The sequence below is a fragment of the Ensifer sp. Root31 genome, assembly GCF_001424825.1.
In the GTDB taxonomy this organism is placed as follows: Bacteria; Pseudomonadota; Alphaproteobacteria; order Rhizobiales; family Rhizobiaceae; genus Ensifer; species Ensifer canadensis.
On record NZ_LMCO01000015.1, the window covers coordinates 30,660 to 54,197 of the forward strand.

The following is a 23,538-nucleotide window of genomic DNA, read 5'->3' on the forward strand; positions in this document are numbered from 1 at the left end:
CTGTTCATTTTTCGCCACCATGGAATTCTGGCTGACGACGGCATTGCAGCAAAATTCGCGAGCTGCCCATTGCCGGGAGGGCGTTTGAGCCGTCCCGCCGGGCAGTGAGGCGAGAGGGACAGGAGGCGAACGATGGCTGAGTTCCGATTTTTCGGCGCAGAAAATTCGGCGGTGAAGTCCGGGCGCGTGACGGGCCGCTCGCAGGAAACCGTGCACTACGACCCGGAGCACTCGGTTCATGCCGTCGTTCACCGGCACGCCCAGGCGGCTCCGCAGGCGACGGCAATCGTCTTCGACGACCACTCGATCAGCTATGGCGAGCTTGAGCTGATGTCCGATGCGCTTGCCACCTATCTGATCGATGCGGGCGTCACGAAGGGCGATATCGTCTGCCTCTTCGTCCCACGCTCCCTCGAAACGATCGTCGCCATGCTGGCCACCCTCAAGGTCGGCGCCGCCTATCTGCCGCTCGATACGACTTTTCCCGTCGATCATCTCGACTATGTCATCGGCGACTGCGAGCCCAAGGTGGTCTTCGTCGATACCTGCTCGCTTGCCACGATGCGCCTTGTGCCGAGCGTCAAGGGCACGATCGCCGATCTTCACGCGATCGTCGCCGATCTCGCGCAGCAAGCCGAGAGGAAGCCGTTCGAGCCAGTACCCTGCGAAGGCGGCGACATGGCATACGTCATGTACACGTCGGGTTCGACCGGTCGACCCAAGGGCGTCTCCATTCCGCATCGTGGCATTACCCGGCTCGCGCTCGATCAGAATTACGTGCAGATCGGCAGTGCCGACGTGATGCTGCACGCGGCAACAATCGCTTTCGATGCCTCCACGTTCGAGATTTGGACGACATTGACGAACGGTGGGACCATCGCCGGGTTGCCGGACGGAAATTTCTCGGTCGGCCGGCTTAGGGATGTCATCCGTGACAACGGCGTTACCTCCTCCTTGCTGACCACCGGCCTGTTCAACCTGCTCGCCGATTTCTCCTGCGGCGAACTGCCGACGTTGCGGCATATGATGTTCGGCGGCGAAGTCGCCTCTGCCGAGCACATCAAACGCTTTCAGAAGGCGCATCCGGACTGCCGACTGACAAACCTCTATGGGCCAACGGAAATCACTGTTCTGGCCACCGCCTTCGACATCCCCGCGGGGTTCGACGGCAAGGACGTGCCGATCGGCGGCGCCGTCAGCCACACCGGTATACTGATCGTCGACGAGGACCGTCGCCCGGTCGGGCGCGGCATAGAGGGAGAGCTTGTCCTCACCGGCGAGGGCGTCGCCATCGGCTATTTCCGACGCCCCGAGCTGACGGCAGAACGGTTCATCACCATCCGCACCGAACAGGGAGACGTGCGCGGCTATCTGACAGGCGATCTCGCGGTGCTCAGCGACGACGGCATCCTGCTTTTCCGGGGCAGGCGTGACCGGCAGATCAAGCTGAATGGCAAGCGCATCGAGCTTGACGAGATCGAGGCCGCCTTGCGTCGCGATCCGCGGCTCGCCGACGGTGTCGTCATCTGCCAGAATCTGGATCAGTCGCACAAGCGCATCGTTGGTTACCTGTGCCCACGTGAGGGCACCCGCGCAGACGACGCCGAGCTGATCCGCGACGTGATGGAGAGACTGCGCAACAGCCTGCCCGCCTACATGATCCCGAGCGCGGTGATCGTGCTTGACGAATTGCCATTGCATCAATCGGGCAAGGTCGACCGCGCCAGGCTTCCGCTGCCGGTGGATGCGTTGCCGGCCGAGAACGCGCCAGTCGCCAGTCGGACCGAGGCACTCTTGCAAGACCTCTGGCGCAACGTGCTCAGCCAGCAGGCCGTAGAGCTTGATCGCAATTTCTTCGATCTCGGCGGCACGTCGCTGCAGCTGATGCGGGTGCATGCGGCGCTGGAGGTCAACCTCAGCCGGTCGATCGATGTCGTTGCCCTGTTCAAGCACCCGACCATTCACGAGTTGGCGGACTTCCTCGATGGAAAGTCGTCGGCCAGTGCCCGAGCGATGACGGCGGCCGAACGTGCGGCGCTGCAAAAGAAGAACATCTCCCACTTCCGCAGGAGCGCTTCATGACCGTTTTCAACGATGCAGACGACGCCCGCGGCTCGGATCGCAATGACCAGGACGTGACCGGCATTGCGATCATCGGCATGTCCGGTCGGTTCCCGGGCGCTCCGTCGGTGGAGGCGCTTTGGGATCTCGTCTGTGAGGGGCGGGATGCCTTTTTGAAACTGAGGCCGGACGAGATCGAAGACGCATTCACTGACGAGGAACGTGCTGCCGCAAACTACGTTCCAGCCCGGCCGCAGCTCCCGGATGTCGACATGTTCGACGCCGAGTTCTTCGGCATGTTCCCGCGGGAAGCGGCGGTCACCGATCCGCAGCACCGCGTCTTTCTCGAGGTCTGCTGGGAAGCGCTCGAGCGGGCCGGGTACGATCCTCACCGCTATCCCGGCCTGGTCGGCGTCTTCGCAGGCGCCTCGATGCCCACCTATCTCATCAACAATGTCCTGGGTGAGCGGGCGAAGGTCGAGGAGTTCACCTCCAACTACCAGATCGGTTGCTTCCAGCAGATCGTCGGTTCAGTGACGGACGTTCTAGCGACCCGCATCGCCTATAAGTTCAACCTGCGCGGACCGGCGATCGCCATCCAGTCGGCCTGCTCAACGTCGCTGCTGGCCGTGTCGCAGGCCTGCCAGAACCTGCTGACCTACAGCTGCGACATGGCCCTTGCCGGTGGTGTATCGATCACGATCCCGCAACGGCGTGGCTATATCTACCAGGAGGGCGGCATGGTTTCGCCCGATGGCGTCTGCCGGCCGTTCGACGAACAGGCGGCTGGAACGGTTTTCGGCAGCGGCGCGGGCATCGTGCTGTTGAAGCGGTTGGAAGACGCGCTGAGGGATGGCGACAGGATCTTCGCGGTCATTCGCGGCTACGGCATCAACAACGACGGTTCGGACAAGATCGGGTTTACCGCGCCAAGCGTCGAGGGGCAGGCGGACGCGATTTCGTCTGCTCTGGCAAACGCGGGGGTCGATCCTTCGACAATCGGTTATGTCGAATGCCACGGCACCGCGACCCCGCTTGGTGACCCGATCGAGTTCGGCGGATTGCGCAGCGCCTTTGCCGAGGCAGGCGACAAGCGGCAGCTTTGTGCCCTGGGCTCGGTCAAGGGCAATGTCGGTCACCTCGATGCCGCTGCCGGCGTCAGCGGGCTGATCAAGACTGCGCTGGCGCTCTATCACGCCAAGATACCGGGAATGGCGAATTATCAGCGGCCGAACCCGCGCATCAATCTCGACGACAGTCCCTTCTATATTCCCGCCAGCACCACCGACTGGCCGGCCACCGAAGGTCCGCGCCGCGCCGGCGTCAGCTCGTTCGGCGTCGGCGGCACCAATGTGCATCTCGTGCTGGAGCAGGCGCCCGCGTCGCAGGGCAATGTCGACGACGTGGCGCGGGGGCCTCACATTCTGCCGCTGTCTGCCCGCAACGAGGCAGCACTTGCGGCCATGCGGGCGAACCTGCGCGATCACCTGCAGGCGAACCCTGCTTTGCCACTGTCGCAGGTCGCGCACACGCTGCAGACCGGTCGGCGCGCTTTCAGCCATCGCACCGCCATAGCTGCCAACGATATCGAGCAGGCGATTGAGCGCCTCGGCAGCGAGCGCGTAGCAAGTGGCGTTGCCACCGAAAGGCCGCCGATCGCCTTCATGTTCCCCGGCCAGGGCTCGCAATATGTCGGCATGGGCGCGGCACTCTACAGCCGCGAACCGGAATTCACCCGCTGGATTGACAGGGGCACGGAGCTGCTCCGGGCACCTTTAAAAACCGACTTGCGCGATTTCATCTGCCACAGCGGCACGGTGAGCCAGGCCATGGCCGACGAACAGCGCGAGACGCGCATCGCGCAGCCGTGCCTCTATCTCGTCGAATATGCGCTCGCGCGGTTATGGATGAGCCGCGGCTTGAAACCCGATGTCATGATCGGTCACAGCGTTGGCGAATTCGTCGCCGCGACGCTTGCCAACGTCATTTCCTTCGAGGACGGATTGCGGCTCGTGACCGCGCGCGGCCGCTTGATGCAGTCGCAGCCCCAGGGCGCGATGGTTTCCGTGCGGGCGGATGTGGAGACAGTCTCAGCCTATCTTGGCGACGAGGTCGAAATCGCTGCGGTCAACGCCCCGAAACTCTGCGTGATCTCCGGAACCTTCGCTGCCGTCGATGCTGCGTGCGCTGCGATGGAGCGCGCCGGCATCGCCTTCAGCCGGCTTCACACCTCGCATGCGTTTCATTCCGCCATGATGGACGGCGTTACCGAAGCCCTGCGCGAAGAGACGGCAAAGGTCACCTACGGCACTGCCATAACGCCGTATATCTCGTGCGTCACCGGCCAATGGCAGACGATCGAACAGGGCATGTCGCCTGACTACTGGGCGAAGCATTGCCGCGCCGCCGTCCGGTTTTCCGACGGGTTGGCGACCCTTTGCGACGGGCGCAAGCCCGTCCTGCTGGAGGTCGGCCCCGGTCGCACCCTGTCGGTCTTTGCGGCCCAGACGCTCAGCCGCGATGCGGTCACTGCCGTCGTCCAGTCGCTGCCGGAACATGATCGCGCGCATGCCGCCGGTGAAACCCTCGCCGAGGCCCACGGCAAGCTCTGGATGTCGGGCTGCGACCTCAACTGGCCGACGTCGTCCGCGAGCAAAACCCCGCTCATTCTGCCGACCTATCCGTTCCAGCGGCAGCGCCACTGGATTGACGCTCCTGCCTCCGCACGGCGCGGCGAAGGCCGGCCGGCATCGTCGGCCGAGCAGCTCCCTGCCGCCGAGCCATCTTCCACCGACACTCAAGCGCAACCGTTTGACGGGATCAAAATCATGAATGTTGCCACACCAGTTGCTGCTGCCAGCCGTATCCCTGCCTTGCAAACCTCCCTCATCACCCTGCTCAGCGACATGTCGGGGGAGGCGCTCGGACCGGGCGAGGCGGGTGCGACATTCTTGGAGCTCGGCTTTGACTCGCTCTTCATCGGCCAGTTCGCGCAAAGGATCGAGAAAGACTACAAGATCAAGCTCTCGTTCCGGGAGCTGCTGAGCAACATTCCCAGCATCCAGGATCTGGCCGCGCATCTCGACCGGCAGCTGCCGCCCGAGCCGCAGCAGGCGCCGGCATCCGCACCGGTGGCCCTGCCGTCGCTCGCAGTCGCCGCGGCGCCCGCCGTCGCAGCGCAGGCGGCCCTGCCGCTTACCGTTGCCCCCGTCACCACAGCCGCGACTGTTGCCGGCATCGAGTCCGTCCTCCAGTCGCAATTGCAGATGCTGCAGACGATCGTTACGCAGCAGTTGCAGGTGCTCCAGGCGACAGGTTCCGTCGCAGCCCCTTCCGCACAGTCGACCATTGTTGCGGCGGCGATCGCCCCTCCGATCGCGACGATTGAGCCGCAGCTGGTATCGAAGATTGAGGTCGATCGCACCGCCGATGGCGAAATCGGAGCGGAGCGCATCAAGCTCTACCGTCCCGGCGCCAAGAGCCTTTCGACCGAGATGACCCCACAGAAGCAGGCGTTCGTCGCCGACTTGATCGCCGCCTACGAGGCACGGAACGGGAAATCGAAGAGCTTCACCGGCCAGAACCGGAAGTGGCTCGCCGATCCGCGCACCGCTGCCGGTTTCCGCCAGGACTGGAAGGAGATGGTCTTCCCCGTCGTTTCCGATCGTTCGAAGGGATCGCGCATCTGGGACGTCGACGGCAATGAATATATCGATCTGGTCAACGGCATGGGTCAGACGGCCTTCGGCCATGCGCCGGATTTCGTCGTCGAGGCGGTGAAGGCGCAGGCCGACGCCGGATTTGCCATCGGCCCGCAGACGCCGCTTGCCGGCGAAGTCGCGGAACTGATCGCAGAGATGACCGGGCACGAACGCGTGACCTTCTGCAACACCGGCTCGGAGGCCGTCATGGCGGCCATGCGGGTGGCGCGCACGGTGACCGGCCGGGATCGGATCGTGATTTTCGGCAACGACTATCACGGGCAGTTCGACGAGGTGCTGGTCAAGGGCCGGAACCGGGCTGGTGCGCCGGTCGCGATACCGGTCGCCGCCGGCATCCCTGCCGCCTCCGTCGCCAACATGACGGTTCTTCGCTACGGCGATCCGGAAAGTCTTGACTGGATCAAGGCCAATGCCGGCGATATCGCCGCGGTGATCATCGAGCCGGTCCAGAGCCGTCATCCGGAATTACGGCCGGTCGAGTTTGTGCGCGAGCTGCGTGCTATTGCCACGAAATCCGAATTCGCGCTGGTTTTCGACGAGGTCGTCACCGGCTTCCGCGTCGATCCCGGTGGCATGCAGGCCGTCTGGGGCATCAAGGGCGACATGGCGACCTATGGCAAGGTCATCGGCGGCGGCATGCCGATCGGCGTGCTGGTGGGCGACAGCCGCTTCATGGATGCACTCGACGGCGGATGCTGGAATTATGGCGACGATAGCGTTCCGATGACCGCGCCGACCTTCTTTGCCGGGACCTTCGTGCGCCATCCGCTCGTGCTTGCGGCGGCGCGGGCCGTTCTTCAGCACATCAGGGGCGAGGGCGCCGCACTCTATGGCGCCGTCGCCGATCGCACGCAGGCTCTGGTCGCCGAGATCAATGCGGATCTCGCCCGGCGCGGTATCGCCAAGACCATCAACAGCTACAAGAGCTGGTTCTTTGCCGACTTCGGCAGCGACGATCCGCTGGGCTCGCTCCTCTATGCCAAGATGCGCATGCAGGGTATTCATATCCAGGACGGCTATCCCTGCTTCCTGACGACCGCCCACAGCGAGGCGGATTTCCAGGCGATCGCTGCCGCCTTCCGCACCAGTCTTGATGCGTTCCAATCGGTCGGCATCCTCGGCACGCAACGCCAGGCAGAGGATATCGCGCCGGAGCCTGCTGATGTGGCAACTGCCCGACCGTCAACGGCGCCGCTGACGGAAGCGCAAAAGGAAATCTGGTTGGCCGCCCAGGTCGGCGATGAAGCCTCCTGCTCCTTCAACGAGTCCTTCACGATGGTTCTGGACGGGCCGCTGGATCGCGAACGCTTGGGCCGGGCGCTTGATGCCGTAGTCGCACGCCATGATGCGCTGCAGATCCGGTTCGGCCGGGCGGGGGATCATTTCGAGTTCATTCCCGATTTCGTGCTCGATGTCGCCGATATCGACCTTGCCGGCGAGAACGATGCCGAGGCGCTGTTGCAGCAATTGATCGACGAAGATGCGCGCACTCCCTTCGATCTTGCCGATGGGCCACTCGTTCGGGCTTCCATCGTCAGGATGACTCCCGACAGTCACCGCCTGGTCTTCACCGCACACCACATCATCTGCGATGGCTGGTCGATCAATGTGCTGATCGAAGAGCTTGCCGCGACCTATTCCGCCTTGATGCGCAACGCCGAGGCCGGGCTCACGACGCCGCTCTCCTTTGCCACCTACGCGACCGATCTTGCTCCCAATGCGGATATATCGAACGCGACCGAACAATTCTGGCTCGACCAATACAAGGACGTCCCCGATCTGCCGGAAATGCCGCTGGACCGGCCGCGGTCGGATCGCCGCAGCTTTGCCGGCGGCACCGTCACCGGAAGCATCGAGGCGGAAACCTACAAAGCCCTGAAGAAGGCAGGTGCAAAGTCCGGCGCGACCTTGTTTTCGACGTTGCTGGCGGCGCTGCAAATCATGATCTCCCGCCTCTCCGGACAGGACGACATCGTCGTCGCCGTGCCTTCGGCCGGGCAGAGCCTGCTCGACGGCCAGACGCTCGTCGGCCATTGCGTCAACCTCCTGCCGCTTCGCCAGACGGTCTCGTCGGACAAGCGCTTCGACGAGCATCTCAAGGCGACGCAGCAGCTTGTGCTCGGTGCGTTCGAGCACCAGGATTACACCTACGGCACGCTCGTCCGTAAGCTCGGCGTCAAGCGTGATACGCATCGCTTGCCGCTGACCGAGATCCAGTTCAACCTCGAGCGGGTTCCTGACAATCTGGAGTTCGGCGGGCTGCAGACGAAGATCGCGTCGAACGCCAAGGCCTTCTCCAACTTCGATATGTTCTTCAACCTGACCGAAAGCCCCAACGGCGTTCGCATCGATGTCGACTACAATGCCGAGGTCTTCGAGCGCAGCACGATCGAGCGCTGGATCGGCCATTTCGCGACACTGGTTGCGGCGCTGGCAGCCGACATCACCCGGCCGATCCACGATCTGCCGCTCCTGTCTGCGGCCGAACAGGCCTGGCTTGCCGAGGGCCTCAACGACATGGCCGCCGACTACGATCGCGACGCATTCGTCTTCTCGCTGTTTGCCCAAAAGGCGGCCGAGCAGCCTTCCGCGATTGCCGTCGAACTCGACGGCAAGACGATGACCTATGGCGAGCTTGAAGGGCGATCCAACCAGTTGGCTTGCCAAATCCAGAAGACCGTCCCGGAGCCGGGCCAGCGCATCGCCCTTCTCGCCGAACGGTCGCTTGAAATGGTGATCGCCCTGCTGGCGATCATGAAATCGGGACATGCCTATGTGCCGCTCGACCCTGCCCATCCTGAGACCCGCCTGTCGCAAACCCTTGAGGTTGCGCGCGTTGCCGGCATGATCTGCGATAGCGACCGGGCAGAGGGACTGGCCGGCAAGGACGTCGCGATCATCCGCATCGATAGCGACGTCGACACGACCGGCGCGGCAACTGCACTGCCGAAGGTCCCCACGGACGCGGCGACGCCGGCCTACATCATCTTCACGTCGGGATCGACCGGCGCACCGAAGGGGGTCGAAGTCTCCCATCGCGCCCTGGTCAACTTCCTCACGTCGATGGCGCGGGAGCCGGGGCTTGACGATCGCGATACGATCGTCGCGGTGACGACGATCTCCTTCGACATAGCCGGCCTTGAACTCTACCTGCCGCTGATCACAGGTGCGAAGGTGGTGCTTGCCGGCCGGCACACGGTGCGCGACGGTTTTGCTCTGGTGCGGCTCGTCGAAAGCTGCGGTGCGACCGTGCTCCAGGCGACGCCGACACTCTGGCAGATGCTGGTCGAAGCCGGCCTCAGCCGCTCGAACCTCAAGATGCTGTGCGGCGGCGAGCCGCTTCCCAAGGCGCTCGCTTCTTCATTGCTCGGCCTCGGAAGCGAGCTGTGGAACATGTACGGCCCGACCGAGACGACGATCTGGTCGTCGGTGCAACGGATCGAGGATGGCGAAAAGCCGATCACCATCGGCCATCCCATCGCCAACACGCAGCTCCTCATCCTCGACAAGGCCAACCGCGTTGCCGCCATCGGCGTCACGGGTGAACTGCATATCGGCGGCGAGGGCCTTGCCAACGGCTACTTCGCCCGCCCTGATCTGACCGAGAAGGCCTTCGCCGATATCGACATCGGCACGGGAACGGTTCAGCGTCTTTACAAGACCGGCGACGTCGGTCGGCGGCTCGCGGATGGTTCGCTACAATTGCTCGGCCGGCGCGACCAGCAGATCAAGCTGCGCGGTTTCCGCATCGAGCTTGGCGATATCGAGGCTGCCATCTCCAGCGCCGCCGGCGTTCGCCAATGCGCCGTCGTCGCCGCCCCGAACAGCAATGGCGACAAGCAGCTGGTGTGCTATGTCATCCCGGAAGACCTGAGCAGCAAACCCTCGGCATCCGCGCTTGCCGCCCATGCGGAGGCCAACCTGCCGGCGCATATGGTCCCCGGTTTCTGGGTGCTTGAGGAGGCTCTCCCCCAGACGGCCAACGGCAAGCTCGACCGCAAGACGCTTGAACAGCGTGGTTTGCCGCAACGCGAGACCACGGCCATCAGGGTGCCGCCGCGCACCGCCATGGAAACGCAGCTTTGCGAGATCTGGCGCGAGGTTCTGAACGCGCAGGAGATCGGCGTCGAGGACAACCTCTACGCGCTCGGCGCGGATTCGCTGATCATCTTCCGCATCGCCGCCCGCATGCTCGACAGCGGTCTGCGCCTGGAGGCCAAACATCTGATGATGCATCCCTCCATCGCAGAACTCGCCACCTTTGCCGAGACACGCGACGACATCGATCCGAACGGCACCCAGCCGCAGGTCCCTTCGCTGAGAGATTTCCGCAATGGCGCGCGGCGCCGGTTTGAGCAGGTATCAAGAGTATGAAAGAGACAAGCAACACTGCACCTGTCGCCGAACCCACCGTGATTGCGGAGTTCCCCTGTTCCCAGACCCAGTTGCGCTGCTGGATCCTCGACCAGCTGAAGCCAGGCAATCCGGCGCTCAACGTCGCAGTCCGATGGGAGATCCGAGGCGCATTCCGATCCTCGACGTTGGAGGCCGCCTTTCGTACAGTCATCCAGCGTCATGAGGCCCTTCGCACCCGGTTCGTCGAAGTCGGCGGTAGGCCCTGCCAGCAGGTGGTCGACCAAGTCGACTTCAGGATGTCGGTCATCGACCTGCGAAACGTACCTGCCGATCAGCGCGATCAGCGTATCCTCTCGATCGGTGAGGAGACCGCGCGCGCGCCGTTCGACCTCAGCAGTCCCTACCTCTTCCGCGTTTCGCTGCTGATGGTAGAGAACGAGCGGGGCTTTCTACTGATCACCGCCCACCAGAGCTGCTTTGATGGCTGGTCGATCCGCGTGCTTGGCCGCGAGGTCGGCGAGATCGCGGCGGCGCTTGATGCCGGCCGGCAGCCGGCTGTTCCGGACCTGCCGTTGCAATACGGCGATTTCTCGCTGTGGCAGCAGGAGTATCTGAACAGCTACGGTTTCGAGACCGAGAAGTCATTCTGGCGCGAACAGCTGACCGGAGCGCCCTATTTCGAAGTTATTCCCGACACGCCGCGCGGACCGGTCAAGACCAGCCGCGGCAATATCCTGTCCGTCAACAACCCGAGCGAGTTCAGCGAGCGGATCGACGCCGCCGCCCGCGCGCATAGGGTCTCGCTCTACAGTTTCGGGGCTGCCGTCGTCAGCGCGTTGCTGCACCGCTATACCGGACATGACACCGTCATGTTCGGCTCACAGGTCGCCGGGCGCGACGAGACGGATCTGGAGAACCTTATCGGGGTCTTCATCAACAATGTTGTTCTGCGGTTCGACATGGCCGGTGACATTTCCTTTGCCGAGCATGTGCGTTTAGCAACCGCAACGGTGACGGCTGCCCTCAACCATCACAGAATGCCGTTCAACAAACTGGTCGAACTGGTCAATCCGGTGCGCGATCCCTCGCGCAACCCGCTGATCTCGGTCAACTTCAACCTGCAGAAGGCGTTCCTGGAAGACCATCAGTATGGAGGTTTCGAGCTGCTCAGCGCGCCGTCGCAATCGCCGGGTGTCATCTACGATCTGAGCTTCATCATGATCGGCAGGCCGAGCGGATGGCGCATGTCGATCGAATACAATGCCGACCTGTTTGAAAAGAGCACGATCGAATCTCTTCTGCGGCTTTGGCAGGAGGCCTATGAAGCGGCGCTGGAACGGCCCTCGGCGCCCCTTTCCTCACTGGTCATCCCTCCGAGGGAGATCAAGGCGCTGCGAGTGGAGACGGGGCCGGCAACGGCGATCGAACTGATGCTTGCGGCCCATCCATCCGTCGGTTCGGCCGTGGTGCTGGTCGAAGGCGATGGCAAGCGCGTGCATGCTTTCGTCACGCCGGCGCCGACGATCACCGAACCGCTCGATCGCCTGCCTGATGGCCTGATGGAGTATCTGAGCCGGCAGCTTTCGCAATCCGCGATGCCGGGTGGTGTCAGCGTGCTTCTCAATTTTCCGCGCGATGCCAGCGGCACCATCGATCGAACCGCGTTGCGGATACCGGCGCCGCCGACCATCCTCGCCAAGGCTGTGGCCGATCGCGTTGAGCCAACAGATGTCTCGGCACCAGTACCGGCGGCGCGAACCGACCAGACCAAGGCTCTTGCTGCGATATGGGCAGAGGTGCTCGGCGTTCCGACGGTCGCGCCCGGCGACAACTTCTTCGCGCTCGGCGGTCACTCGCTGCTGGCTTTGCGCATGCTCTCCGGCGCCAGATCGAAGCTTGGGGCAAAGGCCGACCTGGAGCTGCTCTTCAAGCAGCCGACATTCGGGGGCTTTTCCACTGCGCTGTTTGGCGAAGCGCAGCCGACCGGTACCGATCTGGAACCCGCAAGCGCCAATCCCTGGAGCGTGGGGGCCTGCGGGCGCACCGATGCGCCCTATACGCTCTACACGCTCAATCATCCGTTCCTCTACTACCGGCTTGCGACCGATCTTGGCGATACCGTCTCGGTCTATAACGCCAACATGTTCCATGCGGACCTCACCGGCGATCTCGCCTCCATGTCGCTTGAAGAGATCGCCGGGCATGCCGTCGACAGTATGGGCGCAGATATTCTGAAAGGCCCGGTCGGCGTGATGGGGCTCTGCGTCAATGGCGTGCTGGCGGTCGAAATTGCCCGCCAGCTGCGCGAGCGCGGCGCCGATCTTCGCTTCACGGCCGTCATCGATGCCTGGGCACCGGGCTATGTCAAGTCGCAGCCCCGGCTTCGGCGCCTTCGCTGGAACAGCGAGCGCCGGGTGAAGCGCGTCGGCTACTTCACGCGCAAGCTCTTTTCCGGCCGCATCAGCTTCGTCGACTATCTCAGGGAGTTCAACTTCACGCTTGCCCTGCTCAAACATCTGGGCCTGCGGGCGGGGACCTATTCCCAGGAAGAAGCAGTCAATGCCGACGTTACCGACCTGCTGGTCAATGCGGCCCGTCGCTATCGTCCGCCACCGACGAATGAAAAGTCGGTGCTTTTGTTCCGCAGTGAAGCCACCCATCGCCGTGCGCGCAAGCTGCTCTTCGGCTGGGGTGGTGCAATCACCCCGGACAGCGAGGTTTTCGACCTCGAGGGTTGGCACGAGGATAGCCTCAACAGCAACAGCATTCAGGCCCTGGCGACCATCGTCATCAACAGGTTCCGCTCCGACGAGCGCTGAACACGACGTGCGAAGGCAACATCCATGCGTGTCACAAGCCTACCATTGCGCATCGCCGTCCTGGTCGAACAGAACGAGCACTTCGAGAATTGGCAACTGATGGTCTTCGATCGGATCGTGGCCGATCCGCGATACGCGCTGACCGCCTTGCTCGTTCATCCGGCACCCTATGGGGTCGGCAGGAGCTCCATCTTCTTCAAGCTCGCCCATCGGCTCGAGCAGGCGGCGTTCGGCCGCCAGGCGGTATATAACCCCTGCAACTTCGATGCGCGCAAGCAGCGTATCGTGCCTTTGGCATCGGCGCAGCCTGGGGCCGTCCAGGCGCAGGTGGCAGAGCTCGGTCTCGATCTGGTGGTCCGCATGACGCCGAACGGTCTGCCCGACGACGCCGTGCGCGAGCTGCCCTATGGCGAATGGGCGCTCTCCTTTTCCGACCAGAAGTCGGGAGCGGGCGAATGGTTCAGCTATCTCGAAGTGGCCAGCGGTGCGCCGGCCGTGGACCTTTCGCTCTACGTTCGGCTCGGGGCTTCAGCCTCGTCCGTTGCCATCGCCTTGTCCTCCTTCAACATCAAGTTCAGCGCGGTCAGGAACATCAACTTCGTCAAGGAGCGCGCCGCCACCCTGCTGCTGCGCGAACTCTCGCGACTGGCCGATACCGGGGAGCTTATCACCACGCCTCTGCCGGCGCGCCGGCAAGCCGCGCCGCCGTCGATTGACGAGTTGGGCCGGTATCTCGGCATCCTCAGCGGCCAGCTCGTCGCGCGCGCGAAGAAGGCTTTGCAGCACAAGGCCGGCACGGGGTCGGCCGTCTGGACGCTCTTTACCGGCAGCGGCCGCATCGACGATTTCGAGCCCGGCGTTTCCGTCGAAATCCCGCCGACGTCAACGGACATCAAGGCGGATCCGTTTCTGCTTCAGCATGAAGGCGAGTGCTACCTGTTCTACGAGGCCTATGCCGATGGCGACCGCAAGGCGCATATCGCAGTCGGCCGCTTTGACGGCGATCGACTTGAGCCGGTGGGTGTCGCGCTGAACTGCGACTACCACCTGTCCTACCCGTTCGTCTTCCGCGACGGCGACGACATCTTCATGATGCCCGAGACGCATCAGTCCAGGCGCATCGAGATTTGGCGCTGCGTCGAGTTTCCGCTGAAGTGGGAGCTGCATGCGACCGCGCTCAATGGCATGTCTGCCGCAGACAGCGTGCTGACGCGCCATGACGGGCGGTGGTGGCTGTTTACGAACCTCTCCGAGTTTCACGCCTATGAGGATCACTGCAGCGAGCTTCATATCTTTGAAGTCGATGGGCCGGGGCTTGCGCGCATCACGCCGCACAAACGCAATCCGGTGGTGCTCGGCAGCACGTTTGCCCGCAATGCCGGCCGGATCTTTGCGCGCGAGGGCCGTGTCTTCCGCCCATCGCAGCACAATGCGCACGGCATCTACGGCTACGGGCTGAATATCATGGAAATCGAGCAATTGGACCTGGAGAACTACCGGGAGCGGTGCATCAGAACGATCAAGCCCGATTTCAAACCGGGATTGCTCGGCTGCCACCATTTTGACGCTGCCGGGGATCGGTATGTGCTGGATGCGCGACTGACGCTTTGAGCGCCAGGACATCGTGATCGCTATAGCGAAGATGGACGGCATTGCCGAGGGTGAGCGCTGCCAGGGTGCCAGCGAAACCAGGCGGGCTCGCGAGGTCGAAGAGGCTCCAGTTCAGCGGCGCATCTCTGTCACCATCAAGGGATTCGAGCCTTGGACGGGAGGCTGCGTCGACGGTGACGTCGAATGAGTCCAGCGGCAGCGATAGCCCGGCGCCATGAGCCTTCACGAAAGCCTCCTTGCGCGTCCAGCAGCGATAGAACGCGTTAAGATAGTCGTCGCCGGCAAAGGCCGCGAGAGCCGCGCACTCGCGCTTCGAAAAGAAATGTCCGGCAATATCCTCTTTCAGCGGCTTGATTGCTTCGACGTCGATGCCAACGGGGTAATGGTCGGAGACCGCCAGCATCGCCACATCGGCGCTGTGGCTGAGATTGAAATGCAGCAACTCCGATGCGCCGGCGATGCGCGGCTTGCCGAAGACGTTGTAGGTCAGCCCGATGCGGTGCGGCGGCAGGTGGAGGTAGTGGCCGAGCACGAGGCGCAAGCCGGCACGGCCGGCTATGAAGTGTTGGCGATGTTCCGGATAGACGAAACGGGAGGCTCGCGCCTTCTCCTCACCGCTCAGCATTGGGAACAAGCGGTCAATTTCACACGGGGCCGGATCAAGGCTCCAGCGCCAGATGTCGATGAAGTTGGGACCGATCCGATCCAAGCTAGGTCGCATAGACGAGGCTCCCCTTCGAAGCGGGTCGCTGGCGCACCATGCGTCGGGCGAAATAGGTCATGAGCGGCAAGGGATAGTTCTCGCCGAGCCCGATACGGCAGGTCCTCTTCAGGATATCGAGCGACCGCGGGCACATATCCGGCGAGTACTCGATCTTGCGGGACGCCCAGGCATAGGGGTTCATCTTCGGATTTGCCGTGCGTTGGTCCAGCACCGGCAACCAGTTGCTGTAGACGTGCCGGCTGGAATCGTAGGGCCGATACACGCCGCGCTTGTTTTCGGCAGCAAAGGCCCGCGCCTCCTCGGCGGTATCGAAGATCACGTGCAGGCCGGCAGCATGGTCCCGGTCGTTGTGCGGGCCGATGCGCATCGCATTGCTGGCCGACAGGATCTCGGCAATCGCATCGTAGCGGCGGCGCATGCGGCGGATCATCGGATCCAGCTTCTTCAACTGGACGTTCAGCATGGCACCCTGGATCTGGCTGGCCTTGAGATTGATGCCGAGCATGGGCGGCTCGTTGGCATTGTCGAGGTGGCCGCGAAACAGCGCGCCGATATCGTGATACATGCGCGCCCTGGCGAAGAGCCGGTCGTCGTCGGTGACGACGGCCCCGCCTTCGCCGATGTTCATGTTCTTGAACTGGTTGAAGCTGAAGGCCCCGGCATCACCGATCGTGCCCACCCGCACACCCTTGTAGGTCAGCCCGACCGCCTGGCAGGCATCCTCGATGACAACGAGCCCGTGCTGGCGGGCAATCTGCATGATGCTGTCCATGTCGCACACCATGTTGGCCATGTGCACGGGGACGATGGCGCGCGTGTGGGGCGTGATCTTTCGCAGGATATCTGCCGGGTCCATTGTCAATGTCTCGTCGATCTCGACGATAATGGGGACGGCGCCGACGGCCAGTGCGGCGCCGGCCGTGGCAATCCAGGTATAGGCGGGCACCAGCACCTCGTCGCCCGGGCCGATGCCGGCAGCAGCCAGAGCGGCGATCAACGCGCCCGTGCCGCTGCTGACGGTCAGCACATGGCCTGTGCCGAACTTGGCCGAGAAATCCGCCTCGAAGCGCGTGAGCGGCCCGTTGCCGTCGCCGCCGAAGCGGGCAAGCTCCCCTGACGCAAAGACCGGAGCGAGAGCCAGCCATTCCCTGATACCCACACGCGCCATACCGCACCCTCCGATCCTCGCCGGCTCCGTGTGCGCCGACCATCGGCGTCCAGGGATGAAGACAAATCGCCTGCGGGGTACCGGCCCCAATGATCAAGCCTAGTCGTGTCGCGATATCGTTTCAAAATGGACTTCCGGCCAGAGCCTGAGCAAAGTGTGCAGGCTCCAACTAGCCGAAATCAGTAGTTACCCTACTCCCCTATGCATATTGGGAGATTTCGGCGCGATAGCGCTGGTGCTACGACCTGTATGTAGCACGTGGGAGTTCTTTTCATGCCGATCCGCGATCTCCGATCAGCGCCCTCAGGCACCGAGTTTCGTCCGGATGTGGCAATCATCGGCGGTGGTCCCGTCGGGCTGACGATCGCCCGGGAATTCGCCAACAGCCGCTGCCGGGTACTGATCATCGAAAGCGGTGGCGCCGACTTCGAGGCCGCCCAGCAGACGTTGAATGCCGTCGTCAATGTCGGCGAACCCGTCGTCCGAGACGGCGTCGAAAGTCCCGGCCGCGGCTATAACGGCAGCCTCGAATGGCTGAATGACATCCCCCCTTTCGAGCTGCGCAACCGGGTGCTCGGCGGCAGCACGCATACCTGGATCGGCAAATGCGCGAGCTTCGACGAAATCGACCTGGAGCGCCGGCCCTGGCTGCCGGTCTCCGGTTGGCCGATGACGCGCGAAAGCCTGGCGCCGGGGCTTGATCGCGCGGCGCGCCTGCTCAATCTCGGACCCAATCTCTATGACGAGAGGCTCTTTGGCCGGCTGCACTCGCCGCCGGACGAACTCGGTTTCGACCGCGATCTCCTTCGCCCGTTCTTCTGGCAGTTCAGCCATGAGCGTGATCGGCACGGCGAGCCCATGCGATTTGCCAATGTGGCTGCCGAGCTGGTGGCGGCGAACATCGAGATCCTGACGCATGCCACGGTCACGGCGATCCATCTTGACGAGAGTGGCCGTCGCGTCGCATCGCTCGATCTGCGGAGCCTTGACGGAGCTTCCGCAAGTGTACGGCCCGAGACCGTCGTTCTGTGTGCCGGCGGCATCGAGAACGCCCGCCTGCTTTTGGCTTCGACATCGGTGATGTCGAGCGGTGTCGGCAATGGCAGAGGTGTCGTCGGGCGCTACCTCGCCGACCACCCCCGCTCGACGCTTCTGCAGTTCGAACGGCGGGATATCAACGCCGTGGCCCGGCACTTCAATTTCTACGGCCTGTCCGATAAGGGGGCGACCCGGTTCTATCTCCACGGTCTGCGCCTCAGTCCCGCTGTGCAGAGACGCGAAGAGCTCGTCAACTGTGCGGCCTATCCCGTGCAGATTCATTCGGCTCGTGATCCCTGGGCGGCGCTGAAGCGACTGATGCGGGGCGACCGCACGCGACTTGCGAGTGATCTTGCTGTTGTCGCGCGGTCGCCTGCCTTCCTGGCAGCAGGTACCTTCCGCCGGAAGGTGCAGAAGCGGGGAATGATGCACCGGTCCGACGCGCTGCGCTTCGATGTCATGGTCGAGCAGAAACTCGACGCGGAGAGCCGCGTCACCCTGTCTGATCAACGGGACGAGTTCGGCGTGCCGGTACCGCGCGTCGACTGGAAAATCGGCCCAACAGAGGTTGAGAGCGTCAAGCGGCTCGCGCGGTCACTGGCCTCCGAATTCGTGCGCAATGGCCTTCCACAGCCGCGTCTGGTCGACTGGATAGCCGAGGACGACGATGGGAAGGCGGCGTTCACCGACATGGCGCATCCGTCCTGCACGACGCGCATGGGGAGCGATCCGACCACCAGTGTCGTCGATGCGAATTCCATGGTGCATGGAGTGGACGGGCTCTTTGTCGCCGGCAGCTCGATCTTTCCGACGCCCGGCCACGCCAATCCGACCTTGATGACGCTTGGCCTGGCGATGCGTCTTGCCGATCATCTGAAGATGCGGCTGGAAAGACGCCCGGCAGCGACGGTGACGTCTCGTGCGGTTGCGGAGGAAACGGTCGCCGTACCGGGAATTTGATGCCTATCCCTTCGCCTACAGGCCCTTGGTCGTCATTGCAGGCGGAAATAGAAACCGGCGCTTTCGCTCGGCCCCAGCTCGGGATGTGTTTCGATCACATGTGAGAGCGACGGGATGGACCAGCGGTCGACGAGGCGGTAGCCGAGTCTCTCGATGTCGCTGCGGAACACCTCTTCGTTCCGCATCTGGTAAGGCACGATGGCCGTGCCGATGCGCTCCAGCGTTACAACGGCGCCGCCTTTTCTCAGGGCCACCTTGTTGAGCAGGAGGTGGCGGGGCAGGGCGGGCATCCGCCCTAGCAGATCAGACAACTGGATATCGAGATATTGCAGCAGGCCTGAGCCGAGGAACAACGGCACAGGGCCGGCATCGACGATGCGATCGACGAAATGCAGATTGTCGAGCTCGTCCTGTTCGGCCCTGCGTCGGCCGACCTGCACGATTGCCGGCAGGTCGTAGACCACCCATCGGAAGGATCTGTCGAGCGAGAGAAGGTCGCGGAACGCCCGGTATTTGGTGCCCATGTGGCCGCCGGCATCGACGAGACCATCGATCTCGTCCATGACCTGCCGCATCCAGAAAAGCACCGGATAGTCCCAGGGGGCGACCTTGCACATCTTCTCGAAGGCGACCTGGGCGATCTCCTCATGATCATAGCCGGCAAGCCCGTTGGAGCGGGCGGCGGCGATGGCGTCTTCAAACGACGCGTAGGCGCCGGTGAAACGCTGCGGAAAAGGCGAGAGATATCGCAGGCGTCCACCGGCCACCTTCAGCGGTGTCAGGGAGCGATTGAGGCTACGCATCGCGCTGCGCAGAAGCGGGTAAGCTGTGTTCCTGATATCGCTGGTCAGCACGATGCGTCTCCCCTGGTTGTCGCGCCTGCGTCGTTCCGTCGGTTTCTCATCCGTGGCGGCCGAAGGCGAAGATCGGCCGCAGGGCGTCGCTCCATCGCTGCAGCACGGCGAGTGCTGCGACATAGATCGCCGCGCCGGCAACCACCTGCAGCGCGATCGTCGACATCTGCTTCAGCGACGACGCTTCGGCTATCCGGCCGAACAGAAAGACGGCGGCCGCCATGGCGCAGACGGCGATCGCCACCAGGCCGCAGTCGCGAAGGACGCGGTTCCAGGCAAGTTCGCCCTCGCGTGATTGAAGCCGCATGGATATGTTGAACGAGAACACCGCGGCAACGCATTGTCCCAGCGCCGTCGCAACCGCGCCGAACGGGGTTAGGAGAATGATCAAGCCGACGGAGATCGCCCCATTCAACATGACGGCCCTCGGCATCCGATGAATTTTGCCGCTCAGTGAAAGCAGCGGTTCGGTCACATAGCCGGGGATCAGAAGCGTCTGTTTCGCGGCGAGGATTGCGACGAGGATCGCCGCCGGCGCCCATTTCTCACCCAAGACGACGTCGATCAATTCTGCCGAGATCAGTGCGAGACCGAGATAGATCGGCGTCGAGATGGCCATCAGTACGGTCATGAAGGTGGTGGCTGTCGCCCCGATCGCGGCCCGGTCGACATTGCCCTTGTCCTTGCCCGCCACGCGGCCGAAGAGGATCCAGGCAAGCATCCGGGCGGGCTCGCCCATGAGCTCGGAGAAGGCGGCGACGATCCTTTCCGCCGCGCGGTAGTAGCCCGCTTCGGCCAGGCCGAGGAAGCTGCCCACCACCAGCGTGCCGGCGTAGGAGCGAAAGAACACCACGAGCCGGTTGGCGACGATATGGCGTGAGAATTCCAACACCTGCACGGCGTATGAGCGACGCAGGCGCAGACGCGGCAGCCATCGCACCAGGATCATCGACGCGGCCAGGATCGTCAGTTGTTGCGCCAACCGTCCGCAGATGAGCGCAACGATGTTCCACTGCAAGGAAAGCCCGCCGATCGCCACGAGTAGCCCGATGATCTCGGCAGCGATCCTGATGATGGATTGGCCGCGCAATCGACCTTGAGAGATGAGAATGCCGTCGTAAACTGTCGACAGCGATGCCGGCAGATACCAGGAGCTGAAAAGGGCGACCAGCAGTGCATTCCAGCCGTGACCCAGCATGAACATGGTTGCAGCGGTACACAGGCCCAGGATCGTGGCGATAAGCCCGGACAGCATCGACAGGGTCGCAAGCTGATCGATATCCGTCTTATCGGCGCCGCCTTTCATGATGAACTCGCCCCATCCACCCTCGGCGACGACGAGAACGAAGATGGCGAAGGAGGATGCGAACGCAAAGAAGCCGAACTCGGCCGCCGCCAGAACATGTGCCGCAACGATGAAAATCGACAGCTGGGCAGCCTGCGAGATGACTTTGGCGCAAAGGGCGGCAAAGCCGTCGCCGATCAGGTCGGGCAGGCGCAAGGCGCGCGGGGAGCCTGGCAACAGGCGTCGTAGTGGGAGGATTGCCGTCTCGATCCAGCGGGGCATCATTGCACCACGACTGGGAAGAAATGGCGCTGGCGGAAGGGTGGTAACGGGTCGGGCTCAACCGCTTGTGGCGCGCGTTGCGTATCGACTTTTGCGAAATTTCCCCGTTTTGCTGAAAATTCGCAACTCCTAAGGTATGGTGTGCGGTGTCGCTCTGATTCGGGTATAGCCCGTTTTGAACGACAGAGTGGGCGATGGCGTGAACGGTGGCGCCCGCAGTTCGCCTGAATTCCGTGGCCTATTGCGGCTAGGGAGAGAGCGGCGACGCAAGCGGGAGAGGGGAGCTCGCAGCAGATGTTGAGACGGATGTCGTTGGACAAAGAGGGCGCCATGACCAATCGGCCTGCATGGAACACGAAGCTGGCCATTCGCTGGTCCGTGGTCGTGCTGTGCCTTGTCTTTTGGGCCGCCGTGTTCTTTTTCATCTGGTGAACGCCCCTCAGGTCTCGTTTGTTGCAAAGAGGACGACACCTACCGTCTTTACGATAATCACGATGTCGAGGTAGATCGATCGGGACTGATAGTACTCGATGTCGAATTGGACCCGCTCGTCGTAGGTTGTATCCGGCCGTCTTTTCACCTGCCACATGCCGGTGATACCGGGCTTCAGTCCCGTGTAGTAATGCAGGTTCTGCCCGTATTTCTCGGTTTCCTCAGGTGAAATCGGGCGAGGGCCGACAAGGCTCATATCCCCACGCAGCACGTTATAGAACTGCGGCAGTTCGTCGAGGCAGGTCATCCGCAAGACCTTGCCGAGCCAATGGACACGCGGGTCGCCGACGAGTTTGCGCTTCTCCATCCACTCCCTGTTTCGCTCGGGGTCGGAGGCCAGCAGTTCCGCAAGCCGTTCCGCGGCATCGAGGCGCATGGATCTGAACTTGAGACATTCGAACATCTCTCCCTGCGCGCCGACACGGGCCTGCCGGAAAAGGATGGGGCGTCCGTCGACGATCATGAGCGCAATTGCAATCAGCGCCAGGGCCGGCGCAAGGAAGATCAGCGCCAGGATGGAGACGGTCACGTCGATCAGACGCTTGGATCTGCTAGCGCGCCGTGTTGCGATGGTCCCGCGCGCGGTATGCCTCTGTCGTGCAACGCCATCAGAAACGGACAGCATATCTCTCACCCCTCCAAACACCGTTCGCCCTTAACAGGCTGCCAGCGGGCGCCTTAATTTACAATCGACCCTGATGGGCAGGACCTAGTCCAATGGAGGTACACGCCGGGCAGGAATACAGAAACGTTGCGTAAACCTCCTAATCGGGAGGTGGCAGAACGGCTCGGGGCTTCGCCAAGCGGTCGCAGCCTTTGCCGCAAGAGTACTCCGCCCACTGACCGAAACCGTTTCATAAGGCATCTCCACTGCGCAAATCATCGAGCGTCACTGTCTTTGTCAGTCGATGCTGCCGGAGATCGATCGTGGTCCGGTAGGCACGATGCAGCACGCGACCGTAGAGATCGACCAATGCGTCCGCCCAGGTTTCGGGCGTATGGGCGAGCGTGGCTGCCTGCCTGAAACAGTTCTCGCTCATTTGCCGGATCAGTGCGTCGTCGGTTGCAAGGGAGCGCATCGCAGCGGCAAGATCCTCGATGTCGGCGATGCGGAATTTGACGCCGCAGCCGAGGGCTGCGATCTCGTCGGCGAGCAACGCCGCATCGGTCAGGATGACCGGTATGCCGCTGGCGATGGCTTCGAGGGCCGCCAGCCCGAACGGTTCCGGCACACGCGACGAAACGACGACAGCACGAGCGCTGCGGATGATATCGCGCATTTCGTCCCTGGTTTTCCAACCGTGAACGGTCGCCTCTGGATAGGTTTTCTCGATGAGTGCGCGACCGGCACCATCACCGATGAAATGCAGCGGCACCTTGGCAAGGCTCGCCGCCCTGGCGGCGTCCTCGAAACCCTTTTCGGGTTCGAGCCGACCGACGAATACGAAGTTGCGGTTGGTCCATGGCTGAAGCCCGGGACCGACGAAGGGAAGGACGGGATTGCGGACCGTTTCCACTTGCGTGCCGTTCATGCCGGCACGGTCGAAATAGGCTCGCATCCTCTCATGCACGACGATGATGTTTGCGGCCACTCGTTTGGTCGGGAAGAAGTGCTCGCGCAGCATATGTCGCGCCGAGCGCCAGGCCTTCTCATGCAGGCCGCGCTTGTCGCACTGCGTCGTCAGGCAGCGGCCGGACATCGGCTTCAGCTCACAGACACGATTGGTCCGGAAGTTGACGAAACCGCCATTGGGGCAGGCGAGGAAATAATCGTGAGCGTGAAGGACCACACGGTCGCGTACCGGCGCGAGCGCACGAAAGATCGCCGGCGACAGGATCTTCGACCAGCCATGAACGTGGTAGATCGTCGACGGGGTGTCGCGGCTGGCAATCAACCCGTTGAGGGCCTCGTAGACGATCGGATCGTAAAGACCGAGCCGCAGTGCATCGCTCCTTTGTCGCTCCAGCAAGGGAACTGCGTCCAGATTGATCGTATCGGCGGCCGGTCGGTCGACGGGCGCGCTGTCCCCGGCAAAGAAGGTCACCGGTATGTCGCGCCGTTGCAGCAACTCGGCCGAGAGTATGGCGAGGTTCGTGGCGCCGCCAACCCTGATGGAACGATCGTTGATGACGACGACGCGGTCGGGTGAGAGGGCCGTCATGGTC

General features: G+C 63.0%; 11 protein-coding genes. 5 read left to right on the plus strand and 6 right to left on the minus strand.

Annotated features, from left to right (window positions below; all coding sequences use genetic code 11):
- Positions 1-132: 132 nt before the first annotated feature.
- From ASD00_RS16010 to ASD00_RS16025, 4 genes are read left to right on the plus strand one after another with little or no spacing between them, the layout of a single operon-like run.
- On the plus strand, positions 133-2,082 hold the full coding sequence (locus ASD00_RS16010; protein ID WP_057207536.1) for a non-ribosomal peptide synthetase: 1,950 nt from the start codon (positions 133-135) through the stop codon (positions 2,080-2,082).
- Positions 2,079-10,157 carry a hybrid non-ribosomal peptide synthetase/type I polyketide synthase gene (locus ASD00_RS16015; RefSeq protein WP_057207537.1) on the plus strand — a complete coding sequence of 2,693 codons (8,079 nt, stop codon included), beginning with the start codon at positions 2,079-2,081 and terminating at the stop codon, positions 10,155-10,157. The genes ASD00_RS16010 and ASD00_RS16015 overlap by 4 nt, the downstream gene beginning before the upstream one ends.
- Positions 10,154-12,958 carry a condensation domain-containing protein gene (locus tag ASD00_RS16020; protein ID WP_057207538.1) on the plus strand — a complete coding sequence of 935 codons (2,805 nt, stop codon included), beginning with the start codon at positions 10,154-10,156 and terminating at the stop codon, positions 12,956-12,958. The genes ASD00_RS16015 and ASD00_RS16020 overlap by 4 nt, the downstream gene beginning before the upstream one ends.
- 24 nt (positions 12,959-12,982) lie before the next feature.
- Positions 12,983-14,569 (plus strand): hypothetical protein, encoded by a 1,587-nt coding sequence (locus ASD00_RS16025; RefSeq protein ID WP_057207539.1) that lies wholly within the window; start codon positions 12,983-12,985, stop codon positions 14,567-14,569.
- Here ASD00_RS16025 and ASD00_RS16030 read toward each other — a convergent pair.
- Together ASD00_RS16030 and ASD00_RS16035 are read right to left on the minus strand one after the other, a co-directional pair.
- Positions 14,490-15,290: a 4'-phosphopantetheinyl transferase superfamily protein gene (locus tag ASD00_RS16030; protein WP_025428349.1), complete on the minus strand. Its 801-nt coding sequence runs from the start codon at positions 15,288-15,290 to the stop codon at positions 14,490-14,492. The two genes, ASD00_RS16025 and ASD00_RS16030, sit on opposite strands and share 80 nt — an antisense overlap.
- Positions 15,280-16,461 carry an aminotransferase class I/II-fold pyridoxal phosphate-dependent enzyme gene (locus tag ASD00_RS16035; protein WP_025428350.1) on the minus strand — a complete coding sequence of 394 codons (1,182 nt, stop codon included), beginning with the start codon at positions 16,459-16,461 and terminating at the stop codon, positions 15,280-15,282. The genes ASD00_RS16030 and ASD00_RS16035 overlap by 11 nt, the downstream gene beginning before the upstream one ends.
- 273 nt (positions 16,462-16,734) lie before the next feature.
- Here ASD00_RS16035 and ASD00_RS16040 point away from each other — a divergent pair, with 273 nt between their 5' ends.
- The gene (locus tag ASD00_RS16040; protein ID WP_057207540.1) at positions 16,735-18,459 is read left to right on the plus strand and encodes a GMC family oxidoreductase; all 1,725 of its coding nucleotides are present in this window, start codon (positions 16,735-16,737) and stop codon (positions 18,457-18,459) included.
- 32 nt (positions 18,460-18,491) lie between these two features.
- Here the strand turns inward: ASD00_RS16040 and ASD00_RS16045 are convergent, their stop codons facing one another.
- The 4 genes from ASD00_RS16045 to ASD00_RS16060 all read right to left on the minus strand — a co-directional run bounded on the left by ASD00_RS16045 (position 18,492) and on the right by ASD00_RS16060 (position 23,534).
- Positions 18,492-19,313: a methyltransferase, TIGR04325 family gene (locus ASD00_RS16045; RefSeq protein WP_244496064.1), complete on the minus strand. Its 822-nt coding sequence runs from the start codon at positions 19,311-19,313 to the stop codon at positions 18,492-18,494.
- Between the two features lie 46 nt (positions 19,314-19,359).
- Entirely contained in the window at positions 19,360-20,880 is a 1,521-nt protein-coding gene (locus ASD00_RS16050) for an oligosaccharide flippase family protein (protein WP_057207541.1), read from the minus strand.
- 439 nt (positions 20,881-21,319) lie between these two features.
- Positions 21,320-21,997, minus strand: a complete 678-nt coding sequence (locus tag ASD00_RS16055; RefSeq protein ID WP_057207542.1) for a sugar transferase — start codon at positions 21,995-21,997, stop codon at positions 21,320-21,322.
- 229 nt (positions 21,998-22,226) lie between these two features.
- The gene (locus ASD00_RS16060; protein WP_063963277.1) at positions 22,227-23,534 is read right to left on the minus strand and encodes a glycosyltransferase family 4 protein; all 1,308 of its coding nucleotides are present in this window, start codon (positions 23,532-23,534) and stop codon (positions 22,227-22,229) included.
- Positions 23,535-23,538 lie beyond the last annotated feature (4 nt).

What these genes read in the sequence shown, in the direction of transcription:
- ASD00_RS16010 (WP_057207536.1), top strand. Translation starts at nt 133, where the DNA reads ATGGCTGAGTTCCGATTTTTCGGCGCAGAAAATTCGGCGGTGAAGTCC.
- ASD00_RS16060 (WP_063963277.1), bottom strand. Translation starts at nt 23,534, where the DNA reads ATGACGGCCCTCTCACCCGACCGCGTCGTCGTCATCAACGATCGTTCC.
- ASD00_RS16040 (WP_057207540.1), top strand. Translation starts at nt 16,735, where the DNA reads ATGCCGATCCGCGATCTCCGATCAGCGCCCTCAGGCACCGAGTTTCGT.
- ASD00_RS16030 (WP_025428349.1), bottom strand. Translation starts at nt 15,290, where the DNA reads ATGCGACCTAGCTTGGATCGGATCGGTCCCAACTTCATCGACATCTGG.
- ASD00_RS16055 (WP_057207542.1), bottom strand. Translation starts at nt 21,997, where the DNA reads ATGCTGTCCGTTTCTGATGGCGTTGCACGACAGAGGCATACCGCGCGC.
- ASD00_RS16015 (WP_057207537.1), top strand. Translation starts at nt 2,079, where the DNA reads ATGACCGTTTTCAACGATGCAGACGACGCCCGCGGCTCGGATCGCAAT.
- ASD00_RS16035 (WP_025428350.1), bottom strand. Translation starts at nt 16,461, where the DNA reads ATGGCGCGTGTGGGTATCAGGGAATGGCTGGCTCTCGCTCCGGTCTTT.
- ASD00_RS16020 (WP_057207538.1), top strand. Translation starts at nt 10,154, where the DNA reads ATGAAAGAGACAAGCAACACTGCACCTGTCGCCGAACCCACCGTGATT.
- ASD00_RS16050 (WP_057207541.1), bottom strand. Translation starts at nt 20,880, where the DNA reads ATGCCCCGCTGGATCGAGACGGCAATCCTCCCACTACGACGCCTGTTG.
- ASD00_RS16025 (WP_057207539.1), top strand. Translation starts at nt 12,983, where the DNA reads ATGCGTGTCACAAGCCTACCATTGCGCATCGCCGTCCTGGTCGAACAG.